The organism is Kitasatospora sp. NPDC127035 (assembly GCF_042726075.1).
Lineage (GTDB): Bacteria > Actinomycetota > Actinomycetes > Streptomycetales > Streptomycetaceae > Kitasatospora.
The window spans coordinates 27,740-46,445 of record NZ_JBHXDN010000054.1 but is presented as its reverse complement, the minus strand read 5'-3'; the positions used below and the strand labels follow the sequence as shown (position 1 = coordinate 46,445).

General features: G+C 74.4%; 16 protein-coding genes and 1 pseudogene. 11 read left to right on the top strand and 6 right to left on the bottom strand.

Annotated elements, in window-relative coordinates; translation table 11 throughout:
• Positions 1 to 90: 90 nt before the first annotated feature.
• The 3 genes from ACFWIC_RS29580 to ACFWIC_RS29570 all read right to left on the bottom strand — a co-directional run bounded on the left by ACFWIC_RS29580 (position 91) and on the right by ACFWIC_RS29570 (position 3,131).
• On the bottom strand, positions 91 to 366 hold the full coding sequence (locus ACFWIC_RS29580; protein WP_380520424.1) for an exodeoxyribonuclease VII small subunit: 276 nt from the start codon (positions 364 to 366) through the stop codon (positions 91 to 93).
• 70 nt (positions 367 to 436) lie between these two features.
• Complete coding sequence (gene xseA / locus ACFWIC_RS29575) at positions 437 to 1,657, bottom strand: exodeoxyribonuclease VII large subunit (protein ID WP_329949339.1); 1,221 nt, start codon at positions 1,655 to 1,657, stop codon at positions 437 to 439.
• 130 nt (positions 1,658 to 1,787) lie between these two features.
• Positions 1,788 to 3,131: an APC family permease gene (locus tag ACFWIC_RS29570; RefSeq protein ID WP_329949338.1), complete on the bottom strand. Its 1,344-nt coding sequence runs from the start codon at positions 3,129 to 3,131 to the stop codon at positions 1,788 to 1,790.
• A gap of 87 nt (positions 3,132 to 3,218) precedes the next feature.
• Between ACFWIC_RS29570 and ACFWIC_RS29565 the strand changes: the two genes are divergently transcribed.
• Together ACFWIC_RS29565 and ppgK are read left to right on the top strand one after the other, a co-directional pair.
• The gene (locus ACFWIC_RS29565) at positions 3,219 to 4,196 is read left to right on the top strand and encodes a 4-hydroxy-3-methylbut-2-enyl diphosphate reductase (protein ID WP_329949337.1); all 978 of its coding nucleotides are present in this window, start codon (positions 3,219 to 3,221) and stop codon (positions 4,194 to 4,196) included.
• Between the two features lie 137 nt (positions 4,197 to 4,333).
• On the top strand, positions 4,334 to 5,080 hold the full coding sequence (gene ppgK / locus ACFWIC_RS29560) for a polyphosphate--glucose phosphotransferase (protein WP_329876207.1): 747 nt from the start codon (positions 4,334 to 4,336) through the stop codon (positions 5,078 to 5,080).
• A gap of 153 nt (positions 5,081 to 5,233) precedes the next feature.
• Here ppgK and ACFWIC_RS29555 read toward each other — a convergent pair whose 3' ends face one another.
• A complete protein-coding gene (locus ACFWIC_RS29555) occupies positions 5,234 to 5,884 on the bottom strand; it encodes a DUF6542 domain-containing protein (protein ID WP_329949335.1) in 651 nt (216 codons plus the stop codon).
• Positions 5,885 to 6,162: 278 nt separating this feature from the next.
• On the opposite strand from ACFWIC_RS29555, the gene ychF reads away from it, so the two are divergent.
• The 3 genes from ychF (at position 6,163) to ACFWIC_RS29540 (ending at position 7,942) form a co-directional block, all read left to right on the top strand.
• Positions 6,163 to 7,236 carry a redox-regulated ATPase YchF gene (gene ychF, locus ACFWIC_RS29550; RefSeq protein ID WP_329876211.1) on the top strand — a complete coding sequence of 358 codons (1,074 nt, stop codon included), beginning with the start codon at positions 6,163 to 6,165 and terminating at the stop codon, positions 7,234 to 7,236.
• Between the two features lie 173 nt (positions 7,237 to 7,409).
• On the top strand, positions 7,410 to 7,691 hold the full coding sequence (locus ACFWIC_RS29545; protein ID WP_380356719.1) for a type II toxin-antitoxin system Phd/YefM family antitoxin: 282 nt from the start codon (positions 7,410 to 7,412) through the stop codon (positions 7,689 to 7,691).
• Positions 7,688 to 7,942, top strand: coding sequence for a Txe/YoeB family addiction module toxin (locus ACFWIC_RS29540; RefSeq protein ID WP_355403450.1), 255 nt, complete (start codon positions 7,688 to 7,690; stop codon positions 7,940 to 7,942). Before ACFWIC_RS29545 ends, ACFWIC_RS29540 begins: the two co-directional genes overlap by 4 nt.
• A gap of 331 nt (positions 7,943 to 8,273) precedes the next feature.
• Here ACFWIC_RS29540 and ACFWIC_RS29535 read toward each other — a convergent pair whose 3' ends face one another.
• Together ACFWIC_RS29535 and ACFWIC_RS29530 are read right to left on the bottom strand one after the other, a co-directional pair.
• Entirely contained in the window at positions 8,274 to 8,936 is a 663-nt protein-coding gene (locus ACFWIC_RS29535; protein ID WP_380356716.1) for an HAD-IA family hydrolase, read from the bottom strand.
• Positions 8,937 to 9,010: 74 nt separating this feature from the next.
• A pseudogene (locus tag ACFWIC_RS29530) lies at positions 9,011 to 10,155 on the bottom strand (dihydrofolate reductase family protein).
• Positions 10,156 to 10,402: 247 nt separating this feature from the next.
• Here ACFWIC_RS29530 and ACFWIC_RS29525 point away from each other — a divergent pair.
• The 6 genes from ACFWIC_RS29525 to ACFWIC_RS29500 all read left to right on the top strand — a co-directional run bounded on the left by ACFWIC_RS29525 (position 10,403) and on the right by ACFWIC_RS29500 (position 18,623).
• On the top strand, positions 10,403 to 11,734 hold the full coding sequence (locus ACFWIC_RS29525; RefSeq protein WP_380356736.1) for a hypothetical protein: 1,332 nt from the start codon (positions 10,403 to 10,405) through the stop codon (positions 11,732 to 11,734).
• Between the two features lie 161 nt (positions 11,735 to 11,895).
• Positions 11,896 to 12,711: a methyltransferase domain-containing protein gene (locus tag ACFWIC_RS29520; RefSeq protein ID WP_380520423.1), complete on the top strand. Its 816-nt coding sequence runs from the start codon at positions 11,896 to 11,898 to the stop codon at positions 12,709 to 12,711.
• A gap of 206 nt (positions 12,712 to 12,917) precedes the next feature.
• A complete protein-coding gene (locus tag ACFWIC_RS29515; protein WP_380520422.1) occupies positions 12,918 to 14,528 on the top strand; it encodes a DUF4190 domain-containing protein in 1,611 nt (536 codons plus the stop codon).
• Between the two features lie 184 nt (positions 14,529 to 14,712).
• Entirely contained in the window at positions 14,713 to 14,895 is a 183-nt protein-coding gene (locus tag ACFWIC_RS29510) for an SPOR domain-containing protein (RefSeq protein WP_355403458.1), read from the top strand.
• A 32-nt stretch (positions 14,896 to 14,927) separates the two neighbouring features.
• Positions 14,928 to 15,359, top strand: a complete 432-nt coding sequence (locus ACFWIC_RS29505; protein WP_355403460.1) for a (deoxy)nucleoside triphosphate pyrophosphohydrolase — start codon at positions 14,928 to 14,930, stop codon at positions 15,357 to 15,359.
• Between the two features lie 813 nt (positions 15,360 to 16,172).
• On the top strand, positions 16,173 to 18,623 hold the full coding sequence (locus ACFWIC_RS29500) for a SpoIIE family protein phosphatase (protein ID WP_329876229.1): 2,451 nt from the start codon (positions 16,173 to 16,175) through the stop codon (positions 18,621 to 18,623).
• Positions 18,624 to 18,706 lie beyond the last annotated feature (83 nt).

The window sequence follows — 18,706 nt, the reverse complement described above, 5'->3', positions numbered from 1 at the left end:
GGGTCCGTGTCGCGTGACCGGCTCCCGCCGGTCATTCGGTCCCAACATGAGTGAAGTTTCAACTGTTCCCCGGGTTTCAGGTGACCTGTGTCACTCCCCGGGCGGCGGGCCCTCCGGGGCGTCCTCCCCGGCCGCCAGGGCGGCGTCCAACCGGGCCCGGGCGCCGTCCAGCCAGCGCTGGCAGACCTTCGCCAGCTGCTCGCCGCGCTCCCACAGCGCCAGCGACTCCTCCAGCGAGGTACCGCCGTTCTCCAGCTGCCGGACCACCTCCAGCAGCGCGTCCCGCGCGTGCTCGTACCCCAGCGCGTCGTCCGCGACGGGGGTCGCGGCCGGAGACGTCGTCGCGTCCTGCTCCTGATCTGCCATGGGAGCCAGCGTAGGGGGCCGGGCCGACAGCGCGGGGACCCGCCCGCCGCGTCCCCCGCCCGCCGCGCCGCTACCCCCCGGCGCCGCCCGCCGCCGTGACGTCGAACCCGCCGCCCGCGACCCGCGCGTGCAGTCCCTCCCCGGCCGCGACCTGCGCCGGATCCGTCACCACCGTGCCGTCGCCGCGCTGCAGCACCGCGTAACCGCGCTCCAGGGTGGCCGACGGGGAGAGCGCGACCACCCGGGCCAGGGTGTGCCCGAGGTCGGTCTGCGCGTGGTCGAGCCGGTGCCCGAGCGTGCGCCGGGCCCGCTCCAGCAGACCGGCCACCTCCTGGCCGCGGCCGTCCAGCATCCGGTGCGGCGCGGCCAGCACCGGGCGGCTGCGCACGCCGTCCAGCCCGTGCTGCTCCCGGTCCACCCGGCCGACCACGTGCCGCCGCGCCCGGTCGCGCAGCTGCCGGATCCTGGCCAGCTCCTCGCCGACGTCGGGGACCACCCGTTTGGCCGCATCGGTCGGCGTGGACGCGCGCAGGTCGGCGACGAAGTCCAGCAGCGGCTGGTCCGGCTCGTGCCCGATCGCGCTGACCACCGGTGTCCGGGCGGCGGCGACCAGCCGGACCAGTCCCTCGTCCGAGAAGGGCAGCAGGTCCTCCACGCTGCCGCCGCCCCGGGCCACGACGATCACGTCGACCTCGGGGTGCTCGTCCAGCTCGCGCACCGCCGCGCTCACCCGCTCGACCGCGCTGACGCCCTGCACCGGCACGTTGCGGACCTCGAAGCGGACGGCCGGCCAGCGTCGCCGGGCGTTCTCCAGGACGTCCCGCTCGGCCGCCGAGCCCCGGCCGGTGACCAGCCCGACGCACTGCGGGAGGAACGGCAGCGGCTTCTTCCGGTCCGCCGCGAACAGGCCCTCGCCGGCCAGCCGTCGCTTCAGCTGCTCCAGCCGGGCCAGCAGCTCGCCCAGCCCGACCAACCGGATCTCCGCCGCCCGCAGCGAGAGCTGTCCGCGCGCGGCGTACCACTCCGGCTTGGCGTGCACGATCACCCGCGACCCCTCCTGCACGGCGTCCGCGACCTGGTCGAAGACGGAGCGGAAGCACGTCACGGTGAGCGAGACGTCCGCCTGCGGGTCGCGCAGCGTCAGGAACACCACGCCCGCGCCCGGACGCCGGCTGAGCTGGGTGATCTGCCCCTCCACCCAGACCGCGCCGAGCCGGTCGATCCAGCTCCCGATCAGCGCGGAGACCTTGCCGACCGGGATCGGTGCTTCGGGGGAACTGGGGTTGGCCATGCGTACGAGGCTAGCGGCGCCCGGCGACACCGCACCCCGTCGTCGCGTCCGGCCGCCCGGACCGCCGCCGGCACTGCGCCCCCGCCGGGACACCGCGCCGGCACACCGCGCCCCCGGCCGGGCGCGGGACTCAGCGGCGGATGCCCGCGCCGGAGGCGCCCTGGACGACGAGGACCATGAATCCCACGGCCAGCCAGACCAGCCCCACCACCTGGGCCGTCCCCGAAGCCTCGAACACCACCGCCCCGATCACCACCACGCCCAGCACCGGCACCACGACGTGCCGCAGCCAGTCCCGCGAGTGGTGCTTGACCGCGTACCAGCCCACCACCGAGGCGTGCAGCAGCGCGAACGCGGTGAGCGCCCCGACGTCCACCACCGAGGTCAGCCGGTCCAGCCCGTCGTCGCGCCCGGCCGCCCAGACCGCCGCCGCCAGGGTGATCGCCGCCGCCACCAGCAGCGCCCGGCGCGGCACCGCGGTCTTCGGGTCGACGACGCCCAGGAAGCGCGGCAGCCGCCCGCCCCGGCCCATCGCGTAGACCAGCCGGGCGGCCGCGGCCTGCCCGGCGAGCGCCGCGAAGGCCGCGCCGATCGCCTTGCTCGCCGCGACCAGGACGTGCAGCCAGTGCCCGACCCCGCTCTCCACCGTGTCGTAGAACGCCGACCCCTGGGCCGCGGGGTCCGCCGCCAGCTGCTGCGGGGCGAGCGGCTCCAGCAGCGCCGCCAGGTAGGTCTGGGTCACGAACAGCACCCCGGACACCACCAGGCACCACAGCACCGCTCTGGCCACCGCCGCCGAGGCGCCGACCGCCTCCTCCACGAAGGTCGCGATCGCGTCGAAGCCGAGGTACGAGAGGACGGCCACCGAGACGGCCGAGAGCACGGCCGCCGCCGAGAAGTCGCCGACCGCGGTGAACGGCGTCGCCCAGCCGCGCTGCGCGCCGTCCCGGACGAGGACCACCACGGCCGCGACCACGAAGACCGCCAGCACGGCGATCTCCATGGCCAGCACCGCGAAGCCGACCACCGCCGCGGTCCGCACCCCGGCGAGGTTCAGCGCGGTGGTCACCACCACCGCCAGCGCCGTCCACACCCAGCGCGAGACGTCCGGGACCAGCGAGTTCAGCGCGATGCCGGAGAAGAGGTACGCGACCGCGGGGATCAGCAGGTAGTCGAGCATCGCCATCCAGCCGGCGATGAACCCCGGCCCCTCGCCGAGCCCGGCCCGTGCGTAGGCGAACACCGACCCGGTCTGCGGCACCGCCCGCACCATCTGGGCGTACGAGAAGGCGGTGAAACCCATCGCGACGGTCGCCACCAGGTAGACGGCGGCGACCGCGCCGTGACTCTTGGCGTCCAGCACCCCGAACACGCCGACCGGGGCCATCGGGGCGATGAACAGCAGCCCGTAGACCATCAGATCGCGGACGCTCAGGCTGCGCCGCAGCCCGCCGGACTCGACTCGCTCGCTCATAGCTTCCACATTTGAGCACCCGTGACCGATTCCGGCCGGAAGGCGGTTCACGTCGGCGCGGCACGGCTCCGCCCGTACGATGGAGCCATGTCGTCCAACACCGCGCAGCGCCGTGTCCTGCTCGCCGCCCCCCGGGGCTACTGCGCGGGCGTCGACCGCGCCGTGATCGCCGTCGAGAAGGCCCTGGAGCAGTACGGGGCACCCATCTACGTGCGCAAGCAGATCGTCCACAACAAGTACGTGGTGCAGACCCTGGAGAAGAAGGGCGCGATCTTCGTCGACGAGACGGAGGAGGTGCCCGAGGGCTCGATCGTGGTGTTCTCGGCACACGGCGTCGCACCCTCCGTCCACGACGAGGCCCGGGCCGGCAAGCTCGCCACCGTCGACGCGACCTGCCCGCTGGTCACCAAGGTGCACAAGGAGGCCGTGCGCTTCGCCGACGAGGGCTACGACATCCTGCTGGTGGGCCACGAGGGTCACGAGGAGGTCGTCGGCACCATGGGGGAGGCCCCGGACCGGATCCACCTGGTGGACGGCGCCGAGGACGTCGCCCAGGTCCAGGTCCGCGACGAGTCCAAGGTCGTCTGGCTCTCCCAGACCACGCTCTCGGTGGACGAGACCATGGCCACCGTCGGCGAGCTGAAGCGGCGCTTCCCGCTGCTGGTCAGCCCGCCCAGCGACGACATCTGCTACGCCACCCAGAACCGCCAGGTGGCCGTCAAGCAGATGGCCCCCGAGACCGACCTGCTGATCGTGGTCGGCTCCAAGAACTCCTCCAACTCCGTCCGTCTGGTGGAGGTCGGGCTGGAGTACGGCGCCAAGGCCGCCCACCTGGTGGACTTCGCCGAGGAGATCCAGGAGTCCTGGCTGGACGGCGTCACCACGGTCGGCCTGACCAGCGGCGCCTCGGTGCCGGAGATCCTGGTCGACGGCGTCCTGGAGTACCTGGCCGCGCGCGGTTACGACGACGTCTCCACCGTCAAGACCGCCGAGGAGCACCTGATCTTCTCGCTGCCCAAGGAGCTCCGCCGCGACCTGCGCGCGGAGGCCGCGGGCAAGCTCTGACCGACCGCAGCACGCCCGGGAGACCCGGTACCCGGACGGGTACCGGGTCTTTGCTGTGCGGGGCGGGTGGGCCTCTCGTAGTTTTGTGCACAACCATGCACAGGTCTGTGGACAACTTCGGCGGAGGGCAGTCGGACATGACGGCGGTATTCGGTGTGGACATCGGCGGATCGGGCATCAAGGGGGCCCCGGTCGACCTCGGCCGGGGGGTGCTCACCGAGGAGCGGCACAAGGTCCTCACCCCGCAGCCCTCGGCGCCCGAGGCGGTGGTCGCCGCCGTCCGCGAGGTGGTCAGACACTTCGACCACCGGGGACCGGTCGGCCTGACCTTCCCCGGGGTGGTCGTCAACGGACAGACCAGGACCGCCGCCAACGTCGACAAGGGCTGGATCGGCGTGGACGCCGCCGGCCTCTTCCGCGAGGCGCTCGACCTGCCCGCGGTGGTGCTCAACGACGCCGACGCGGCCGGTCTCGCCGAGACCACGCACGGCGCCGGCCGCGACCAGGAGGGCGTGGTGCTGGTCCTGACCTTCGGCACCGGCATCGGCAGCGCCCTCTTCGTGGACGGCGCCCTGGTGCCCAACACCGAACTCGGCCACCTGGAGGTGCGCGGCAAGGACGCCGAGCGGCGGGCCTCCTCGGCCGCCAAGGAGCGGCACGGGCTGAACTGGGAGCAGTGGGCCGGGCGGGTCGACGAGTACCTGGACGTGGTGGAGATGCTGTTCTCGCCGCAGCTGATCGTGATCGGCGGCGGGGTGAGCCGCAAGCACGAGAAGTTCCTGCCGCTGCTGCGCGGGCGCGAGGCGCGGGTCGTCCCGGCGGAGCTGCGCAACGACGCCGGGATCGTCGGCGCGGCCATGGCGGCCGCGCGGGCCTCCGCCTGACCGTCCGGACCGGCCGCCGCGCGAACCGGCCGCCCGCGCCGTGAAGGCGGCCCGTGAAGGCGGGCCGTGAAGGCGGGCCGGGAGCTCGTGCCGGGGACCGTGCGGGAGGCGGGCCGAGGAGTGGGAAACCGGGGGGAATCGGCTTCCCACTCCTCAGCGCGCGCGGTGGATCCGGTGCTGGGCCACGAACCGGGCGAGCACGATCACCGCGGCCAGGCCGGTGCCGGAGAACAGCCAGCCGGCCCGGGTGGCCAGGTTGGTCGCCAGCGCCACCACCTGGGCCGTCACGCCGGACGAGGTGACGGGACCGAACAGCAGCATCGCGACGGCGAAGGCGATCGGGCCGCTGATCGGGGCGGCCAGCAGGTCGGCGAACCGGACCCGGACGGCCAGCTGGAAGCAGATCGCCAGGTAACCGAGGCCGAACAGGACGCCGAGACCGCCGAAGGCCAGCCGGTCCAGGCCGGCGACCGCGACGGTCGTCACCAGCGCGGCCACCCCGGTGCCGACGGCCGTCAGCCGGGTCGGCCGGCCGGTCCGCCGCCGTCCGTAGAGCCGGCCGGCGATCCGGGCGCGCCCCGGGGGGCCGGACACGGGGCGTAGCCGGGAGGAGAGCGCGGCCTTCCCGGCGGCCCTCCCGGTGCCCTTCGCCGAGGGCTTCCCGCCGCCCCTCCCGTCCGGCTTCCCGGCGGGCCCGTCGGCGGTCTCGGGGGCCCGCCCGGGCCCGGGGACGGCGGCCCCGGCCGCGCCGTTCGGCGGTCGGCGTCTGGGCCCTGGCGGCTGGGTACGGATGCGCTGCTCCACCCACCCAACGTACGGTCCGATCATCGCCACACTGTGTAATGGGTCTCCGGGCCTTGTTCCGTGTCTCCGGACGGAGTACTGATGTGATCGTCGCTCAACTTCACCGGGGGTTCGTACGAGCGGCGGATTCGGCTTCGAACGGCTCCACCACGTGCGGCTCGACGTCCCCGCCGGGGCCCTCGCCGGCGGCGGCCGACGCCTGACCCGCTGCCCGTAGACTGGGGGATCGGCCCGTCCGGGGCCGGCCCAACTCCTCCAAGCCCACGGGACTGCGCTTCATGTCGCTCACGATCGGAATCGTCGGCCTGCCGAACGTCGGCAAGTCGACCCTGTTCAACGCCCTGACCAAGAACGACGTGCTGGCGGCCAACTACCCGTTCGCCACCATCGAGCCGAACGTCGGCGTCGTCGGCGTCCCGGACGAGCGGCTGACCAAGCTCGCCGAGATCTTCGGCTCGCAGCGCATCCTCCCGGCCACCGTCGACTTCGTCGACATCGCGGGCATCGTCCGCGGCGCCAGCGAGGGCGAGGGCCTCGGCAACAAGTTCCTCGCGAACATCCGTGAGTCCGACGCGATCTGCCAGGTCGTGCGCGCCTTCACCGACCCGGACGTCGTGCACGTGGACGGCAAGGTGTCGCCCAAGGACGACATCGAGACCATCCACACCGAGCTGATCCTGGCCGACCTCCAGACCGTCGAGAAGGTCCTGCCCCGGCTCCAGAAGGAGGCGCGCCTCAAGAAGGAGACCGCCCCCGTCCTGGCCGCCGCCGAGGCCGCCCAGGCGATCCTGGAGACCGGCAAGACCCTCTTCGAGGCCGGCTTCGACACCACCCCGATCCGCGAGCTGCACCTGCTGACGGCCAAGCCCTTCCTCTACGTCTTCAACGTGGACGAGGACGAGCTGGCCGACGAGGACTTCAAGAACGCCCAGCGCGCGCTGGTCGCCCCGGCCGAGGCCATCTTCCTCAGCGCCAAGATCGAGTCCGAGCTGATCGAGCTGGACGACGCCGAGGCCCTGGAGCTCCTCCAGTCCATGGGTCAGGAGGAGCCCGGCCTGGCCACCCTCGCCCGGGTCGGCTTCGACACCCTCGGCCTGCAGACCTACCTCACCGCCGGTCCCAAGGAAGCCCGCGCCTGGACCATCAAGAAGGGCGCCACCGCCCCCGAGGCGGCCGGTGTGATCCACACCGACTTCCAGAAGGGCTTCATCAAGGCGGAGATCATCTCCTTCGCCGACCTGGTCGAGACCGGCTCCATCGCCGAGGCCCGCGCCAAGGGCAAGGCCCGCATCGAGGGCAAGGAATACCTCATGCAGGACGGCGACGTCGTGGAGTTCCGCTTCAACGTGTGAGCGCACTGCTTTGAGCTAGCTTGATCTGTCGAATGCGCAGGTCGGACGGGGCCCGCCTCCTTGAGGCGGGCCCCGATCTCTTTTCCGTGCTGACTTGGTGCTGACTTCTTCGGCCCGTCGCGCCTGCTTGAGTGGTACGTTATGTGGTACCAGTCATGGAGGGAGTTCAGTCGATGTCGATCACTGCCAGCGAGGCGCGCAAGGCTCTCTTCCCGTTGATCAAGAAGGTCAACGATGATCACGAGGCCATCGAGATCGTCTCCAAGCACGGAAATGCCGTACTCGTCTCGGCCGAGGACTATGCCGCCCTGCGTGAAGGCTCCTACCTGTTGCGCTCGCCGGTGAACGCCCGCCGCTTGCTCAAGGCGTACGAGAACGCCCTTGGCGGCACAGGGCTTTCCGAGCGGGAGCTCATCGACCCTGATGCGGCGGATGGCGGGAAGGGTGCCGCGTGAGGCTCGTCTTCGAAGAGGGCGGCTGGGAGGACTACACGTCCTGGCTCAAGAACGACCGCAAGATGCTCGCCCGGATCAACAAGCTCATCGAGGACGTCCTGCGCGACCCGTTCGCCGGGATCGGCAAGCCCGAGCCGCTGAAGTACCACCTGCCGGGGGCCTGGTCGCGGCGGATCGACGATGAGCACCGCCTCGTCTACCTGGTGACGGACCGGGAGATCATCGTTCTGGCCGCCCGCTACCACTACTGACGGCTGGCTGCGAGTTCGATCCACCGTGCTGATTCCGTGCTGACTCGGGCCGCCAGGATCAACGTTTTCACAGGTCACAGCGTTGTGGTGGAAGCTCCGCTTCAACGGGTGATGTTCCGCGTGCCGTGCGTTGCGTGACCTGTCGACTGCGCAGGTCGGACGGGGTCCGCCCTCTCGGGGGCGTGCCCCTGGCTGGTTCCCGCGCCGACCCGGTGTCGATTTCCCCGGGTGGCGGCGTGTCTGCGGCGTGGCGGCCGTCGAGGTCGCGAGGGGCCGGCCTCGGGGGCCGGCCCCTCGCCCCTCCCGGACGGGGCCCGGGTGGGTGCCCTCGTCAGCCGACGGTGACGGTGATCGTGCCGTCCGGGCCGGGGGTGACGGTGACCGTCTCCAGGGTGGCCGCGTGGGCGGCGGGGCCGTGGGCGCCGGCGCGCGGGCCGATGCCGACGACGGGGACGCCGGCGGCCCGGGCGGCGGCGATGCCGGCCCCGGAGTCCTCGAAGGCGAGGCAGTCGGCGGGGGCGAAGCCCAGGGCGGCGGCGCCCTTGAGGAAGCCCTCCGGGTCGGGCTTGCTGGCGCCGACCGATTCGGCGGTGACCCGGACGGCCGGGAGCGGCAGGCCGGCGGCGGCCATCCGGACGGCGGCGAGCGGTTCGTCGGCCGAGGTGACGAGGGCGTGCGGGAGGCCGGCCAGGGCGGCGAGGAATGCGGGGGCGCCGGGGATCGCGACGACGCCGTCGGTGTCGGCCTTCTCCTCGGCGAGCATCCGGTTGTTGTCGGCGAGGTTGAGCTCGGCCGGGCGGTCGGGCAGCAGGGCCGCCATGGTGGCGTGGCCCTGGCGGCCGTGGGCGACGGCGAGGACCTCGGCCGGGTCGAGACCCTGCCCGTCGGCCCAGCGGTGCCAGCAGCGTTCGACCACGGCGTCGGAGTTGACCAGGGTGCCGTCCATGTCGAGCAGGAGGGCGCGGGTGGTGAAGGAGACGGGGGCGGCGGGCATGGGGCGGCTCCTCGCGGGACGGATCGGTCGGGACCGAGAAAGGTGAGCTGATTGTTTAATAAGGATACAAAAGCTTAGCTCACCAGGTGGGCGTTGACCGCCCGTGCCTCTTCGGCCAGCTCGGACAGCTCCACGACCTCGATCCCCGCGGCCTCCAGCAGCGCCGCGCCCCGGGTGTCGGCGACGAAGGTGGACGGCTCGCGCCAGGCCACCACCACTCGCGGGACCCCGGCCGCGATCAGCCGTCGGGCGCACGGCGCGGGGCGGGAGGCGCGCTGCCCGCAGGGCTCCAGCGAGCTGTAGACGGTCGCGCCGCGGAGCCGGGGGTCGCCGGCCGGGAGCTTGCCGAGCGCGGCCTCCTCGGCGTGGTCGTGCGGGTCCGTCTCGCGGCTCCAGCCCTCGGCCAGCACCGTGCCGTCGGCTCCGACGACCACCGCGCCGACCGAGAACGCGGTGGCGGAGGGCGGGCAGCGGCGGGAGAGCTCGACCGCCCGGCGGAGGAAGACGAGGTCGGCGGACGGGCGGGGGTCGGTCACGGGGCGGGCTCCTTCGGGGCGTACCTGAGCAGGACGACGTCGCCCACCGTACGGGCCTCCAGCAGTCGCATCCGGTGCGCCGATCCGCCGGGGAACGCCGCCGGGCCGACGAACCGCGGGGCGTCCGTGTCGCCGACCAGCAGGGGGGCGACCACCAGGTGGAGCTCGTCGGCCAGGCCCTGGGCCAGGAACTGGGTGTGCACCCCGCTGCCGCCCTCGACCATCAGCCGGCGGACCCCGCGCGCGCCGAGGTCGTCCAGCACCGCGCCCAGCTCCACCGTCGGACCGAGTGCCACGACCTCGGCCAGCCCGGCCAGCTCCGGGCGCAGGGCGGTGGCGCCCCGGTCCGTGGTGTAGGCGAGCCGCTCGCCGCCGGTGTGCCAGAACCGGAGCGACCGGTCCAGCCGCCCGCTCGCGCTGAGCGTCACCTTCAGCGGGTACTCGGGGCGGCCGCCCGCGCGCCGGGCGGCCCGCCGGTCCGGGTCGTTGACCAGCAGCCGGGGATTGTCCGCCCGCAGGGTGTTGCCGCCGACGAGGATCGCGTCGCACGCGGCGCGCTCCGCGTCGACCCGGTCGAAGTCGGCCGGGCCGGAGAGCAGCAGCCGCTCGGGGGAGGCGTCGTCGAGGTACCCGTCGAGTGACATCGCGGCGCTCAGCAGGACGAAGGGGCGCGGGGCGGGCATCGTGGAACCGTTCTGTCGGGTGCCCGTCCACGGTACGGCCCCGGCGGGCGGGAGGGTCCGCGCGAGGGGCGGTGTTCGCCCGGTGGCCCGCTGCTGTCGGGGCGCCGTTCGCCGAAGGGCCCCACCCTGGTCCGGACCTCGCACCGCCCCACGTCGAAGGGCTGTCACCGTGTCCCGTCCGTCCCGCTCCAGCCGTCCGTCCGGTTCCTCCCGCCGCCTGCTGCCGCTCGCCGTCGCCGCGGCCGGGCTGCCGCTGCTCGCCCTGCCGGCCGGGCCCGTCTCCGCCGCGTCCTACGGCACGCCGACGATCACGCTCTCCGCCGCCTACCTGTCCGGCGCGGTCGGAGCCGCCGGCGACCCGACCGTCACCGTGACGGTGGCCCAGAGCGGTGCCGCGGTCTCCGCCCTGACCGTGGCCGCCACCGCGAGCACCCGCAGCACCGTGGCCCGGACCGGCGACGTCACCGTCGCCGGCACCGGCGCGGCCCGTACTCTCGCGGTCGCCGCGCGGGGCGTCGGCTACACCGACCTGACCGTGAAGGTGACCGGCCTGGGCGGCAAGACCGCGTCGAAGACGCTGCACTACGCGGCCTCGCCGGCGGTGCAGTTCGCGGCCGGGAGCCGTTACCTGACCGGCTCCAGCGACGCCTCGGCGGCGGTGGACGCGGGCGGCGGGTACGTGGTGGTGGCCGACGACGAGTCGAACGTGCTGCGGCTGTACGACCGGAACGCCTCCGGTGCGCCGGTCCGCACCTGGGACTTCGGCTCGGCGCTCGGCGTCTCCAAGGAGATCGACATCGAGGGCGCCACCCGGGTCGGCAACACGATCTACTGGACCGGCTCGCTGGGCAACAACAAGGACGGCGAGATCAAGGCTGACCGGCACACCGTCTTCGCCACCACCGTCACCGGCTCGGGTGCCGGCACCCAGCTGGCGCTCGCCGGTTCGTACAAGGGCCTGCGGGCCGACCTGATCGCCTGGGACCGTGCCCACGGCGACCGCTACGGCTTCGCGGCGGGCGCGGCGTCCGGCGAGGTGCCCAAGCAGATCGACGGGTTCAACGTGGAGGGGCTGGAGTTCGCGCCGGGCAGCAGCACCACGGCCTACGTGGGCTTCCGCGCGCCGCTCACCCCGGCGGTCACCGGCGGCCGGGCGCTGATCGTGCCGGTCACCAACTTCTCCTCGCTGCCCGGGGGTTCGGTGCACGCGACGTTCGGCGAGCCGATCGAGCTGAACCTCGGCGGGCTGGCCGTCCGAGACCTGCGGCGCAACGCCCTGGGCCAGTACCTGATCGTGGCCGGATCCTGGGCGGCGGACGACGACTCCGACCCGTACGCGCTCTACCGCTGGGACGGGCAGCCCGGTTCGCAGCCGGTCAAGCTGCTCGACCTGCCGACCACCGACGCGGGCGGCTGGGAGGCCGTGGTGGACGTCCCGGACCTCACCCTCCCCGGCGCCCGGGCGCAGCTGATCACCGACGACGGCTCGGCCGACCTGTACGGCGACGGCACCGAGGCGAAGGACCTCTCCCACCCGGAGTGGAAGAAGTCCCGGACCACCTGGTTCGCCCTCAACTGACCTGCTCCGCAGCCCGGTCTGGCCCCCGTTCGCCGCGTGCGGGCGGGGGCCTCCGCGTGCCGTGAGGCGTTCGCGATGTGAGACGATTCTTCTCGTCATGCGGGACGAGGAGTAGCGTCGGAGGCGTCGAGGAGCCGACCGCACCCGAAGGGGACGTCACCATGACCGCACCGAAGCCCGCCGTCTACACCCATGGCCACCAGGAGCCCGTGCTGCGCTCGCACCGCTCCCGGACCGTCGCCAACTCCGCCGCCTACCTGCAGCCCGAACTGCGGCCCGGTCAGGCCGTGCTGGACGTCGGCTGCGGGCCCGGCACGATCACCGCCGACCTGGCCGAACTGGTCGGCCCCGGTGGCCGGGTGGTGGCCGTGGACACCTCCGCCGAGGTGCTGGAGGAGGCCGCCCGGCACGTCGCCGGACGCGGGTTGGCCAACGTCGTCTTCGAGGTCGCAGACGTCCACCGACTGCCCTACGCGGACGGGGAGTTCGACGTCGTCCACGCGCACCAGGTGCTGCAGCACGTCACCGATCCGGTGGGAGCGCTGCGGGAGATGCGCCGGGTCGTCGCCGAGGACGGCGTGGTCGCGGTCCGGGACGTCGACTACGCGACCATGACCTGGTACCCGGAGTCGCCCGAACTGGACCGCTGGCTGGACCTGTACCGGCGGATCGCCCGCGCCAACGGCGGCGAGCCGGACGCCGGTCGGCGGCTGCTGTCCTGGGCGAGGCAGGCGGGGTTCACCGACGTCGCCGCCACGTCCGGCACCTGGACGTACGCGACGCCCGAGCAGCGCGAGTGGTGGGGCGGGCTGTGGGCCGACCGGGTCGTGTCCTCCGGCATCGCGCGGACGGCGGTGGCCGACGGGTACGCGGAGCAGGCCGAGCTGGAGCGGATCTCGGCCGGGTGGCGGGCGTGGGTGGCCGCCGAGGACGGCTGGTTCGCGATGCTGCACGGCGAGGTCCTGGCCCGGGGGTGAGCCCCCGGGCGGCCGGCCCGAGGGGCAGGGGCGGCGGGCGGGACGCGCACGGGTGGCCGTTCCTCAAGATCGGGTAGAGTCGCGCGCCTGTTCCCACGGATCCGCCGTGACTGCGGCGATTCTCCGATCGCGGCGGTTCGCTCCGTGGGCCCTTCCGACCGAACTGCCGAGTAGGGCCCGTGACCTGCGGGCCGGGGGAGTCGTACGTGTCCAAGCCCGAGCCCGACGACGTTCCGCCGCCCGCGGACCTGCGGGTTGAGCTGACCAAGCCGGCGGCCGGCGCGGCTGCCGGACCGGCGGTCGAGCCTGAGGCCGAGCCCGAGCCCGCGGTCGGGCCCGAGAGTGCGGTCGCAGCCGGGCCCGAGACCGCGGTCTCGCCTGCGGCCGGGCTCCCGGCCGAGGCGGTGGATGGCGCGGTGGCCGAACCGGTGGCCGAACCGGTGGCCCTGCCCGCGGCTCGGCCCGCGGACCCGCGGGTCGAACTGATGAAGCCCCTGGCCGCCGCCGGCCCGCCGGCGCAGGAGACGGTCCCCGCCGACCCGTGGGCGGCTCCGGCCGCTGCCGCCCCCGCCGACCCCCGGGCGGCTCCGGTCGCCCCCGCCGACCCGTGGGCCGCCCCGGGAAGCGGCGCCCGCGCGACCACGCCGGCCGCGCCGGCCGCCCCCGGTACGGACCTGCCGCCCGCCGCCCCGCAGCCGTCCGGCTGGGGGGCCGTCCCGCCCGGCGCGATCTCCGGCTACCAGCCCGGGTTCGCCTATACGCCGGCCCCCACGGGCACCAGCGGTTTCGCCGTCGCCGCCCTGGTCACCGGCCTGTTCTGCCTCTGGCCGCCCGCCCTCGTCCTCGCGATCGTCGCGCTGGTCCGGATATCGAAGCGGAACCAGCGCGGCCGGGGCATGGCGGTCACCGGCCTGGTCCTCGGCGTGTTCGGTGTGGTCGTCACCCTGGTCGCGTTCATCGGGTTCGCCGTCCTCGGGATCCAGGCCGAGGAACGCGAGAGGGACCAGCCGCCACGGCCGGCCGGCGCGGTGTCCTGGGGGTCGCTGCGTACCGGTGACTGCTTCACCCGGGCGGATCCCGGGTCCGACGCGGCGGAGGGCTCCCCGGGCGTCGTCTACTGGGTGCTCAAGAAGCCCTGCTCGGCCCCGCACCAGGGCGAGGTGGCCGGGATCGTCCCGATGCCCGACGAGGGGAGCTCCGAGTACCCGGGCGAGACCGCCGTGCGCGACCGCGCGATCGAGCTCTGCCGGCCGGTCCGCGACGCGTACGCCCTCGACTTCTGGGCGGTGCCCGAGGGCATGAACCCGTCCGAGTACTACCCGGGCCGGGACAACTGGCAGGCGGGCGACCACGAGGTCATCTGCGTCCTGGAGGACGCCCGCGCCGAGCACCTCGGCACCGTCCGCACCGACCGGGGCAGTCTGAACCCGGCCCAGCTCGCCTACCTCGAAGCCGCCCGGGCCTACGAGCGGGTGTACGCGAAGCGGCCGCCCGCGGAGGTCTCCCTCCAGCCGGCCGCCTACCGGGCGTGGGCCGTGCAGATGGCCGCGGCGTCGCGCAAGGAGGCCGCGGACGTCGTCAGCCCCACGGCGGTCTGGCCGGCGGGCGCGAAGCCGAAGCTGGCCGAGCTGGCGGCGGTACAGCTGGAGGCCGCCAACATCTGGGACGCGGCGGGCAGGTCCGTCGACGACGCCACGCTGCAGCGCGAGGTGCGGCGCGCCGAGGCGCTGCTCGCGAGGAGCGACAAGGGCACCGTGGAGATCCGGCGCGAGCTGGGCCTGCAGACCGGTGAGCACGTCGCCAAGTACCAGGTCTGACGCCGCGGGCCCCGGCGACCGGTCGCGGGGGTGGTCCGCCGGTCGCCGCGGCCCCGGCGGCGCCCGGCTTACCGGCCGTTAACCGCGCCCGTACCTGCCGGAAGCGAACCGGGCGTAGCGTCCCGAGGAGGCCCGCCCCGGCCCGACCCCCACGCGGGCCGGGGCCCGGCCTACGCTGGCCGCCATGGACACCTTTCGGGTGATGCGGCAGGACGACAACGGCAACCGCTTCGTGGTCGCCGGGGGCGTCGGGCGGGAGGCGGCCGATCGCCTGGCGGCCGAGTTCGAGGCGCGTGGTCACAAGCAGCTGTACTGGGTCGAGGCCGAGCCCGCCGGTGCGTCGCGGACGCGGGGACCGGACGAGTAGCACGGCCGGGCGGGCGACTAGGGTCTTCGGCCATGGACAAGCCCAACGACCGGCCGGCCGCGGGCGGCACGGCAGAGAACCGGATCGTCGTCGGCGGCGCGCTGATCCACCGGGGCCGGGTGCTCGCCGCCCGCCGGAGCGCGCCCGCCGAGGTGGCCGGCCGCTGGGAGTTCCCCGGCGGCAAGGCCGAGCCCGGTGAGACCGAGAGCCAGGCGCTCGAACGCGAGCTGATGGAGGAACTGGGCGTACGCGCCCGGGCGGTCACCCGGCTGCCGGGCTCGTGGCTGGTCCGGCCGGGCCTGGAGCTGCGGTTCTGGGCCGCCGAGCTGCTCTCCGGGGATCCGCGCCCGTTGGAGGACCACGACGAGCTCCGCTGGCTCGGACCGGCCGAGCTGTCGGACGTCGACTGGCTCGATCACGACCGCGCCGTGCTCCCGGACGTCGCCCGCCGCTTGGCGCCCTGAACCGCGCGCCCTGAACCGCGCGCCCCGAAGCCGGTGACCTGAACCCCGGCGCCCCGTCCGGACGCGTGCCCGCCCGTGCTCCCGCCCGCCCTCACCGCCTCCGGACGAGCTGCGGACCGCCTCGCCGGCACCGCCCCCCGGGCCGCCCTGCCGTCCCGGCAGGCCGTCCCCCGTCCGCGTCCCTGCCCCGGAGCGGGGACGCGCGGGGGCGGCTCCCGCGCGACGCGTGGGGCGGTGGGCCGGGCAATCGGAAAAGTCGACGCGCTGACCGGGATAGCCTTGGTTCTGCTGGGTATGTCACTTTTCGGCACTATTCGTCACCATCGGTGAGCCGCCCCCAGCCGGCGACGCCGATCCCGACCAGAGCCGGAGGCCCCGTCGGTGTCGAATACCGGTAACGGTGGCGGGGGAGCGCGACGGGCGGGCGCCGGGGGGAGCGCCGCCGCCCGGGCCCGGCTGCGCCGTGGCGCGAGCCGGGCGGACGTGCGCGGCGAGAACCGGGCCGCGTACCCGCCGGCCGGTCGTGGCCGGAGCGAGGGCGGCGGTCCGCCCGAGGGGCCGGTGCCGACGCAGCCCGCACCGTCCCTGGTGGTGCCCGACGCGGCGCCGCCGGGCGGCGTCCGGAGCAGACCCGGCCGGCCGTTCCCCGGCGGACCGCGGAACACCCAGGCGCAGCCTCCGGCAGGTGCCGGGGGAGGCGGCCGGGGAGACGCCCCGGGCGGGCCGGGAAGCGGCACCGCAGGCCCCCGGACGGCACTCGGGGGGCGCCCCGGTCCCGGTACGGCCGGGCATCCCGAGGGCACCCTCTTCGACGTGGTCAAGGTCGCCATCGCGATCCTCGACACCGCCGGCCGCGTGGTGCTCTGGAGTCCGGCCGCCGAGGAACTGCTCGGCTGGCCGAACGAGCTGCTGGTCGGCCGCCGGATCGACGAGCTGATCCCGGACGCCGACCAGGTGGTCCGGATCCGGGCCGCGATCCAGGACACCCTGCGCCACGGCCGCTGGTCCGGTCTGGCCGAGCTGCGCGACCGGGAGGGCGATCCGGTGCTGGTCGACGCCCGGATCTCGCTGCTCGTCGACGGCGACGGCACCCCGTTCCTCCAGGTCAACCTGGCCGAGGCGGCCGCCGTCCGGGCGGTGGAGCGCGACCTCGCCGTCCGTGACGCGCTGTTCGAGCAGTCCCCGCTGGGCATCGCGATCCTCGACACCGACCTGCGCTACACCGCCGTCAACCAGACCCTCGCCGAGATGAACGGCGTCGTGCCGGAGGACCACGTCGGCCGGACCACGGGGGAGACCCTCCCCGAGCGGGCGGCCGACGAGATCACCGCGATCCAGCGCCAGGTGCTGGCCACCGGCGAGCCGGTCATCGACGTCACCCTCGCCTCCCCGATCACCGCACGCTCCGGCTACCGCTCGATCTCCTACAGCCGGATGACCGACCGGGCCGGCCGGGTGCTCGGCATCTCCGGCACGGTGATGGACGTGACGGAGCGTTACCGTGCGGTGGCCAAGGTCGAGCACGCCCGCCGCCGGCTCTCACTGCTCAACGAGTTTGGCTCCCGGGTCGGTGACCTGCTGGACGCCTCCCGGATCGCCCAGGAGCTGGCCGGCGCGGTCGTCCCCCGGCTGACCGACCACGCCGCGGTGATCCTGCTCCAGGCGGTCGCGCACGGTGACGACCTGCCCCGGCACGGGCACGACCGCCGCACCTCGCTCCTCCAGCTGGGCACCGCCTCCGTCCAGGACGGTCCGGAGGTGGAGACGATGCTCCGGCGCGGTGCCCGGATCACCTTCGCCGAGGACTCGGCCTGCGGCCGGGTGCTGCGCACCGGCGTTCCCGAGCTGCTCTCCGGCGCCGACCAGCTGAGCGACGTCACGTACCCGGGCGACCCGAAGATGCAGGCGGCGCACGACCTGGGCGTGCACTCGATGCTGGTGGTGCCGTTGCGCGCCCGGGGCATCGTGATCGGCCTGCTGCTCGTCAGCCGGGCCGGCTACCGGGAGGGCTTCGACCGGGACGACCTGGCGTTCACCGTGGAGCTGGCCGACCGGGCCGGCTCCTCGCTGGACAACGCCCGGCTCTACGCCCGTGAGCGCACCGCCGCGCTGACCCTGCAGCGCACGCTGCTCCCGCAGCAGGTCCCCCAGCCGACCGGCGTCGAGGTCGCCTACCGCTACGTGCCGGGCAGCAGCGGCACCGAGGTCGGCGGCGACTGGTTCGACGTCATCCCGCTGCCCGGCGACCGCACCGCGCTGGTGGTCGGGGACGTGATGGGCCACGGACTCCGGGCGGCCGCGACGATGGGGCGGCTGCGTACCGCCGTCCGCGTGCTGGCCGCCCTGGACCTGCCGCCGGACGTGCTGCTGCGGCACGTCCACGAGCTGGCCGACGACCTGGCCCAAGGGCCGGACGAGGCGCTGCTGGCCACCTGCGTGTACGCGGTGTTCGACCCGGCGACCGCCACCATGACCGTCGCCAAGGCCGGCCACATCCCGCCGGTGCTGGTGGTGCCGGCGGAGGGGACCGACGAACCGACCCGGACGGGCGGCCCGCTGCTCGGCGGCGTCGGGCGGATCCTGGAGCTGCCGTCCGGAGCCCCGCTCGGGGTCGGCGGAGTCCCGTTCGAGTCGGTCGAACTGAAGATCCCGGAGGGGAGCCTGCTGGCGCTCTGCACCGACGGGCTGGTGGAGTCCCGGGACAAGGACCTGGACGTGGGCCTGGGCCGGCTGCTCACCGTCCTGGAGGCGCCGTACGCGTCGATCCAGGCCGCCTGTGAGGCGGTGCTGGACACCATGGAGCAGGGCCGCGAGCCGGACGACGTGGCGCTGCTGCTGGCCCGGCTCGGCCACGGGCAGGCCGGCACCCCGACGGCGGGCTGGACGCTGCCCGCCGAGCCGACCGCCGTCTCCCGGGCCCGCCGGCTGGTCCGCGCGACGCTGGTCGAGTGGAGCGTCGAGGAGCTCACCGACACGGCCGAGCTCCTGGTCAGCGAGCTGGTCACGAACGCGGTCCGGTACGCGAGCGCACCGATCGGCGTGCGGCTGACGCTCGGGGAGACGCTGCTGGTGGAAATCTCCGACCCGTTGCCCGATCCGCCGCGCGAGCGGCACGCGGCCGAGGCCGACGAGGGCGGCCGGGGGCTGGAGCTGGTCCGCCGGCTGGCGCTGCGCTGGGGGGCCCGGGCCGAGGGGATGGGCAAGGTGGTCTGGTTCGAGCAGGCGCTGCCGGGTAGTGAGCCCCACGAGTCGGCGGCCGAGTAGGCCCGACGGGCGGACGAGCGGACGGCGAGGAGAACGGTGCTGCATATGCCGGGAGGCGGCCAGGGGGAGCGCGCGCTCCGGCA

Bases quoted from the DNA above. Each gene is read 5' to 3' on its own strand.
- ACFWIC_RS29580 (WP_380520424.1), bottom strand. From the start codon at position 366: ATGGCAGATCAGGAGCAGGACGCGACGACGTCTCCGGCCGCGACCCCC.
- ACFWIC_RS29545 (WP_380356719.1), top strand. From the start codon at position 7,410: ATGTCGATCACTGCCAGCGAGGCGCGCAAGGCTCTCTTCCCGTTGATC.
- xseA (WP_329949339.1), bottom strand. From the start codon at position 1,657: ATGGCCAACCCCAGTTCCCCCGAAGCACCGATCCCGGTCGGCAAGGTC.
- ACFWIC_RS29505 (WP_355403460.1), top strand. From the start codon at position 14,928: ATGGACAAGCCCAACGACCGGCCGGCCGCGGGCGGCACGGCAGAGAAC.
- ACFWIC_RS29520 (WP_380520423.1), top strand. From the start codon at position 11,896: ATGACCGCACCGAAGCCCGCCGTCTACACCCATGGCCACCAGGAGCCC.
- ACFWIC_RS29570 (WP_329949338.1), bottom strand. From the start codon at position 3,131: ATGAGCGAGCGAGTCGAGTCCGGCGGGCTGCGGCGCAGCCTGAGCGTC.
- ACFWIC_RS29510 (WP_355403458.1), top strand. From the start codon at position 14,713: ATGGACACCTTTCGGGTGATGCGGCAGGACGACAACGGCAACCGCTTC.
- ychF (WP_329876211.1), top strand. From the start codon at position 6,163: ATGTCGCTCACGATCGGAATCGTCGGCCTGCCGAACGTCGGCAAGTCG.
- ACFWIC_RS29535 (WP_380356716.1), bottom strand. From the start codon at position 8,936: ATGCCCGCCGCCCCCGTCTCCTTCACCACCCGCGCCCTCCTGCTCGAC.
- ACFWIC_RS29565 (WP_329949337.1), top strand. From the start codon at position 3,219: ATGTCGTCCAACACCGCGCAGCGCCGTGTCCTGCTCGCCGCCCCCCGG.
- ppgK (WP_329876207.1), top strand. From the start codon at position 4,334: ATGACGGCGGTATTCGGTGTGGACATCGGCGGATCGGGCATCAAGGGG.